The organism is Saccharomonospora saliphila YIM 90502 (genome assembly GCF_000383795.1).
In the GTDB taxonomy this organism is placed as follows: domain Bacteria; phylum Actinomycetota; class Actinomycetes; order Mycobacteriales; family Pseudonocardiaceae; genus Saccharomonospora; species Saccharomonospora saliphila.
This window is the reverse complement of the sequence record NZ_KB912656.1, coordinates 198,711-205,499: the sequence shown is the minus strand read 5'-3', so window position 1 is coordinate 205,499 and position 6,789 is coordinate 198,711. Positions and strand designations below refer to the sequence as shown.

7 protein-coding genes are annotated in these 6,789 nt (G+C 72.1%); 5 read left to right on the top strand and 2 right to left on the bottom strand.

Annotated features, from left to right (window positions below):
- The 4 genes from SACSA_RS22325 to SACSA_RS0109940 form a co-directional block, all read left to right on the top strand.
- Window positions 1-1,127, top strand: a 1,127-nt coding sequence (locus SACSA_RS22325; RefSeq protein ID WP_019815517.1) for a DUF7782 domain-containing protein, incomplete at its 5' end; no start/stop codon positions are given.
- Window positions 1,124-1,549 (top strand): D-aminoacyl-tRNA deacylase, encoded by a 426-nt coding sequence (gene dtd, locus SACSA_RS0109950; protein WP_019815516.1) that lies wholly within the window; start codon window positions 1,124-1,126, stop codon window positions 1,547-1,549. The genes SACSA_RS22325 and dtd, both read left to right, overlap by 4 nt.
- A 252-nt stretch (window positions 1,550-1,801) precedes the next feature.
- Window positions 1,802-2,833: a sigma-70 family RNA polymerase sigma factor gene (locus tag SACSA_RS0109945; RefSeq protein ID WP_019815515.1), complete on the top strand. Its 1,032-nt coding sequence runs from the start codon at window positions 1,802-1,804 to the stop codon at window positions 2,831-2,833.
- Between the two features lie 445 nt (window positions 2,834-3,278).
- Window positions 3,279-4,991 carry a fumarate hydratase gene (locus SACSA_RS0109940; RefSeq protein WP_019815514.1) on the top strand — a complete coding sequence of 571 codons (1,713 nt, stop codon included), beginning with the start codon at window positions 3,279-3,281 and terminating at the stop codon, window positions 4,989-4,991.
- A 42-nt stretch (window positions 4,992-5,033) separates the two neighbouring features.
- On the opposite strand, the gene SACSA_RS0109935 is transcribed toward SACSA_RS0109940, so the two are convergent.
- Together SACSA_RS0109935 and SACSA_RS0109930 are read right to left on the bottom strand one after the other, a co-directional pair.
- On the bottom strand, window positions 5,034-5,438 hold the full coding sequence (locus SACSA_RS0109935; RefSeq protein ID WP_019815513.1) for a TIGR03667 family PPOX class F420-dependent oxidoreductase: 405 nt from the start codon (window positions 5,436-5,438) through the stop codon (window positions 5,034-5,036).
- 19 nt (window positions 5,439-5,457) lie between these two features.
- The gene (locus SACSA_RS0109930; protein ID WP_332253376.1) at window positions 5,458-5,934 is read right to left on the bottom strand and encodes a hypothetical protein; all 477 of its coding nucleotides are present in this window, start codon (window positions 5,932-5,934) and stop codon (window positions 5,458-5,460) included.
- A gap of 55 nt (window positions 5,935-5,989) precedes the next feature.
- Between SACSA_RS0109930 and SACSA_RS22320 the strand changes: the two genes are divergently transcribed.
- Window positions 5,990-6,789, top strand: an 800-nt coding sequence (locus SACSA_RS22320; RefSeq protein ID WP_019815509.1) for an APC family permease, incomplete at its 3' end; no start/stop codon positions are given.

The following is a 6,789-nucleotide window of genomic DNA, read 5'->3' as shown; positions in this document are numbered from 1 at the left end:
TGTCGGACCTCGACTCCGACCAGGCGGGCCGTCCGGCGCCCCGCGAGCACGTCCTCGGTGTCGGGCACGCCTCGCTGAGCCTCGTGCGCGCCACGAGCCGCCGCCCGGTGGGCACGCTGCTCGACCTGGGCACCGGAAACGGGGTGCAAGCCCTGCACGCCAGCAGGCACGCCGAGCGGATCACCGCCACCGACGTCTCCCCGCGCGCGCTGGCGCTGGCCCGGGCCACCTTCGACCTCAACGGGCTCGACGTCGAACTGCTGGAGGGCGAGTGGTTCGACCCGGTGGCGCGCAGGCGCTTCGACCAGATCGTGTGCAATCCACCGTTCGTGGTCGGTCCGCCCCGCGTCGACTACGTGTACCGCGACTCGGGGCTGGCCGGGGACGACGCGAGCGCGCTCGTGGTGCGCCAGCTACCCGGGTTCCTCACCGAGGGCGGCACCGGCCACCTGCTCGCGTCGTGGTTGCACGTGCGCGGACAGGACTGGGCCGACCGGGTGAGCCGGTGGCTCCCGCCCGGCACCGACGCGTGGTTCGTGCAGCGCGACATCGCCGATCCGGCGCTCTACGTCGGCACCTGGCTGCGGGACGCGGGGATCGACCCCCGGTCGGCCGAGGGACGGGCGAAGGCGGCCGCGTGGCTGGACTTCTTCGCCGAGCACGACGTCGACGGAATCGGCTTCGGGTTCGTCACCCTCCGCCGGACGGACGCGGCTCCGACCGTGGTGTGCGAGGACCTGCGGCAGGCCTACGACGACCCCCTCGGTGCCGAGGCGGCCGCCTGGCTCGACCGGGCCGACCAGCTCCGAGCGCACGACTCCGACCTGCTCGACACGGTGTTCCGCGTGCCGGACAGTGTCGTGCTCGAGCGGGTGGACACCCCGGGCGACGAGGGCTGGGAAACCGCCGTGCGCAGGGTGCACCGCGTCGACGGGCCGGGCTGGCAGCACGAGCTGGACGAGCTGACGGCGACGCTGCTGGCGGGGTGCCGGGGCGCGCTGCCGCTGACCGACCTGCTCGACCTGCTGTCCGCCGCCCATGGCGAGGACCCGGACACGCTGCGCACCGCCGCGGTGCCGGTCGTGCGGGAGCTGGTGCGGCACGGGATGTTGGAGATCGTCCGGTGAGGGCGGTGGCCGCGCGGGTGACCGAGGCGTCGGTGACGGTGGACGGCGAGGTCGTCGGCGCGCTCGACGAGCCGGGCGTGCTCGTCCTGCTGGGCGTGCACCGCGACGACACCAGCTCTCAGGCGGCCACGATGGCGCGCAAACTGCACGAGCTGCGCATCCTGCCCGACGAGCACTCCTGCGCCACGGCGGGCGCACCGCTGCTGGTCGTCAGCCAGTTCACGCTCTACGGCGACACGCGCAAGGGCAGGCGTCCGTCGTGGACCGCCGCCGCGCGGGGCGAGCACGCGCGCGACCTGGTGGACGCGGTGGTGTCCGAGCTGACCGCACGCGGCGCACGGGTGGCCACCGGCCGTTTCGGCGCGGCCATGTCGGTGCACAGCGTCAACGACGGCCCGTTCACGGTCCTCGTCGAGGTCTGAAACGGCCTGCCGGCTGCCCCCGAGCGCGCCGTGCGGGGGTGCCGTTTCGTCGCGGTGTTACCGCGACGCCGCGCGTCGTGAGGCACTCAACACGAGTCACGACTCGGGAACGATTCTCGGCGCCACGACGTTGACCCGAGTGTCCAGCCGCGGAGCTGGGTGCGTGGGGCGAGTTCCACAGGCTCGCCACGCGGCGCACGACGCAGACGTGAGCGAGGCAGTGCACGTCAGCCCGTTGACCGGGGAGGCAAGATGTCCGTCCAGACACTCGAACGTGAGGCCCGTGGGATTCGCGAGCGCACCATTCCCATGCCCGCCACCGCGGACGACGACGTGGTGCCTGTGACCGGTGAGGAGCCGGACCTCGACGCACAGGGGCCCGCCGCCGACCTCGTGCGCGTGTATCTCAACGGTATCGGCAGGACTGCCCTGCTGACCGCGGGCGAGGAAGTCGATCTCGCCAAGCGCATCGAAGCGGGGGTGTTCGCCCAGCACGTGCTCGACACCGAGGAGCTCTCCCGGGAGCGCAGGCTGGAGCTGGCGGCGATCGTGCGGGACGGCCAGGTCGCCAAGAACCACCTGCTCCAGGCGAACCTCCGCTTGGTGGTGTCGCTGGCCAAGCGCTACACCGGGCGGGGGATGCCCCTGCTCGACCTGATCCAGGAGGGCAACCTCGGCCTGATCCGCGCGGTGGAGAAGTTCGACTACACCAAGGGCTTCAAGTTCTCCACCTACGCCACCTGGTGGATCCGCCAGGCCATCACGCGCGGCATGGCCGACCAGGGCCGCACGATCCGCCTGCCGGTGCACCTCGTCGAGCAGGTGAACAAGCTGGCCCGGATCAAGCGGGACCTGCACCAGCGCCTCGGCCGCGAGGCCACCAACGAGGAGCTGGCCGCCGAGTCCGGCATCGCCGAGACGAAGGTGGCGAACCTGCTCGACCACGCGCGTGACCCGGTGAGCCTCGACATGCCCGTGGGCACCGAGGAGGACGCCCCGCTCGGCGACTTCATCGAGGACGCCGAGGCCACGGACGCGGAGAGCTCGGTGATCTCCGGCCTGCTGCAGGACGACCTGCGGCGCGTGCTCGCCACCCTCGACGAGCGCGAGCAGCACGTGATCCGCCTGCGCTACGGGCTCGACGACGGCCAGCCCCGCACGCTCGACCAGATCGGCCGGCACTTCGGTCTCTCCCGCGAACGGGTGCGCCAGATCGAGCGCGAGGTCATGGCCAAGCTGCGGCACGGCGAGCGCGCCGACCGCCTGCGTGCCTACGCGAGCTGAGCGGCCCGCCCACCGGACATTCCGGCAGCCGCCGGAGTTCGGCCCCCGTCGGCGGGGGCCCGCCGCGTCGGCGGCCGTGTCCAACCCCGGGTGACTCGGGTGAGATCTGGATCACCCGGACGGCGGCGTTGACTCCCGCGCCGGGACACGAGACGGTCGGGGGCGCGCTCATCGGAGGCGGCCCCGGCCGTCTCACCTTGGGATGCGGTGTTGGCAGGTGTGGGTCCTCGCGGCCGGTCTCGCACCGGCCGCCTGCCCGGAAGGTCGGGTCCGTCGGGGTGGGCCCGGCCTTCCACCTGTCCCCCGGCGGTGGCGTGCCGGGCGCGTGGGGTGATCTGCGTCGCGCCGCCGGTGTGGACCGGGGCCGTTGCCGCCGTCCGCGCGATACGGTCTAGTCCCTTCGAGACCGAATCGCTTTCCCGGAACGCGCAACGGAGCGGACGCTGTGACTGCCCCCGAACCCCAGCCCGGCACCAACCCCCTTCCCGCCGGGTCCGATGATCCCACCTTCCAGCACACCGAGGTCCTGCCACTCGGCCCCGACACCGAGACCGAGTTCCGGCTGGTGACCGACGAGGGCGTGCGTGTCGTAGAAGCCGCCGGACGGCGCTTCCTCGAGGTCGAGCCCCAGGCGCTGACCGCGCTCGCCCGCACCGCCGTCACCGACATCCAGCACCTGCTGCGCTCGTCGCACCTGGCGCAACTGCGCTCGATCGTCGACGATCCGGAGGCCAGCGGCAACGACCGGTTCGTGGCGATGGATCTGCTGCGCAACGCCGCCATCTCGGCGGGCGGGGTGCTGCCCATGTGCCAGGACACGGGCACCGCGATCGTGATCGGCAAGCGTACGGAGGGCGTGCTCACCGGCGGCACCGACGAGCGGGCGCTGTCGCGGGGCATCCACGACGCCTACCGCGACCTCAACCTGCGCTACTCGCAGATGGCGCCGTTGACCTTCTGGGACGAGCGCAACACCGGTACGAACCTGCCCGCCCAGATCGAACTCTTCCACGCCGACGGCGCCGACGGCGACCCGCGCTACGAGTTCCTGTTCTTGGCCAAGGGCGGGGGAAGCGCGAACAAGACCTTCCTCTACCAGGAGACGAAGGCGGTGCTGAACCCGAAGCGGCTCGCGCGCTTCCTCGACGAGAAGCTGCGGGGCCTCGGCACGGCGGCCTGCCCGCCGTACCACCTGGCGATCGTGGTCGGTGGCATGTCCGCCGAGTACAACCTCAAGGTCGCCAAGCTCGCTTCGGCGCGGTACCTGGACGAGCTGCCGAGGGAAGGGTCCGAGCTGGGCCATGGGTTCCGCGACGTGGAACTGGAGCAGCAGGTCCTGGAGATGACCCGCGAGTTCGGCATCGGCGCCCAGTTCGGCGGCAAGTACTTCTGCCACGACGTGCGCGTCATCCGGCTGCCCCGGCACGGCGCGTCCTGCCCGGTGGGCATCGCGGTCTCCTGCTCGGCCGACCGGCAGGCCAAGGCCAAGATCACCCCAGAGGGGGTGTTCCTCGAGCAGCTCGAACGCGACCCCGCCCGGTTCCTTCCGGACGTGCGCGCCGACGACCTCTCCGACGAGGTCGTCGAGGTCGACCTGAACAGGCCCATGTCGGAGATCCGTGCCCAGCTCTCCCGGCTGCCGGTCAAGACCCGGCTGAGCTTGACCGGACCGCTGGTCGTGGCCCGCGACATCGCCCACGCCAAGATCGCCGAGCGGCTCGACGCGGGCGAGGAGATGCCTCGGTACCTGCGCGACCACCCCGTGTACTACGCGGGACCGGCCAAGACCCCGGACGGGTACCCGTCGGGCTCGTTCGGCCCGACCACGGCCGGGCGGATGGATTCGTACGTCGAGCAGTTCCAGGCCGCGGGCGGGTCGATGGTGATGCTGGCCAAGGGCAACCGTTCCCACAAGGTCACCGAGTCGTGCCGCACCCACGGTGGGTTCTACCTCGGCTCGATCGGCGGCCCGGCGGCCCGGTTGGCGCAGGACTGCATCACCGAGGTGGAAGTGCTGGAGTACGCCGAGCTCGGCATGGAGGCCGTCTGGCGCATCCAGGTGGAGAACTTCCCCGCCTTCGTCGTCATCGACGACAAGGGCAACGACTTCTTCGCCGAGACCTCAGAACCGGTCCTGCAGATCTCCTTCCGGTCCTGATCCGCCCGGACCGCACCGCCCCGACCGCGCCGGGAAGCCGGGTCACTCGAACCCCCAGGCGCGGTCCGGGGTGATCCGGATCGCGGTCGAATAGGTCGCGTCGAAGCTGTCCCGGTCATGGCCGATGACCGGGTAGGACGGCTCGTACTTGTCCAGATATCCGGGCGCTCGCGAGGGCAGCAGGTCCGGGTCGAGTTCGCCCGAGCCGTGCACCACGAGGACGTCGCCGCCGCCCGCGTCGCTGTTGAAGTGCACGGTGACCCGGCTCTGGCGGGCGAGGTGCCGCACCTTGGCCGCGCCGGGTTCGCTGAAGACGACGAAGGCCTCGCCGTCGAACACGAACCAGACCGGTCGAGGAGCGGGTCTGCCACTGCGGGTCACCGTGGTCAGCCACGCGACCTCGTCGTCGAGCCTGCGGCGGAACTGGGGGGTGAGTGTGAAGGTCATGCCCCCAGTGTGCCCTCACTCACTCTCGCGTTCGGTCGTGATCGAGCACCACCAGCCGGTCCTTGAGCGGGGCGTCCAGCTCCACGGTCAGCGGCGGATAGCGCATGTCCATCGTGCACAGGGTGTTCTCGTCGGCGGGTTTGGTCTCCACCAGCAGGATCGCGACGCGGTCTTCCTCCTGCCCTGTCAGCTCGGCGGAGGCCGTGCCGCACCCCCCTTCCTGCCCGACGATCGTCAGGGTGCGCCCGCCGGGAGCCACCGAGACGTCCACGGGATGTCCGTCGGGCAGTCCCTCGGCGTCGATCTGGCCGGGCGGGACCGCGTCGGCGTCCGCGCGTGCCCGGTCGCTGTGCTCCTGCGAACGCGGCAGCTCCACCGACGACGGCTGGTTGCCGACGGCCGTGTTCCGCTCGATCCCGGGTCCGCCCGCCTCCACCTGCTGCCCGCAGGCGGCGAGCATCGCCAGGGCGCCTGCCACTGTCGAAGCGATGACCACTCGTGTTGTCCTCATGGTCGCGAAGACGTAACCGGGCGGGCGGTAGGTTGCATCCATGACGGCGCGGCGTTCCCGGTTGGCACGCGGGCTCGGCACCCGTGACGCGGTGGTGCTCGGACTCGGCGCGATGATCGGCGCCGGGGTGTTCACCGCGTTCGCCCCGGCGGCGCGGGCTGCGGGCAGCGGGCTGCTCGCCGGGCTCGGCATCGCCGCCGTGGTGGCGTACTGCAACGCGACGTCGTCGGCGCGGCTGGCCGCCCGCTACCCCGAGTCGGGCGGAACCTATGTCTACGGGCGGGAACGGCTGGGACCGTTCTGGGGCTACCTGGCCGGGTGGGGGTTCGTGGTCGGCAAGGCCGCGAGCTGCGCCGCGATGGCGTTGACCGTCGTGGCCTACGCGGCGCCGGGGCTGGCGCAACCGTGGCGGGGACTGTGCGCCGTCGGCGTGGTGGCCGCGCTGACGGCCGTCAACTACGTCGGCGTCCGGCGCTCCGCCCGCGCCACGACCGTCCTGGTCGGCCTCAGCCTGCTCGTGCTCGCCGTCGCGGTGGGCACCCTGCTGGTCGCCGGGGAGCCGGACGTCACCACGCTGTCCCCGTTCCCCGGTACCGGGGTGCGTGGCGTGCTGGAGGCGGCGGGTCTGTTGTTCTTCGCCTTCGCCGGGTACGCCCGCATCGCCACGCTGGGTGAGGAGGTCCGGGAGCCGGAGCGCACCATCCCCCGGGCGATCCCGCTGGCCCTGGGCATCGTGCTGGTCGTCTACATCGCCGTGGGGTTCGCCGTCCTGCTCACCCTCGGCCCGGCCGACCTCGGGGCCCGGGCCGATCCGCTGGCGCACGCGGTGGCCGCGACCGC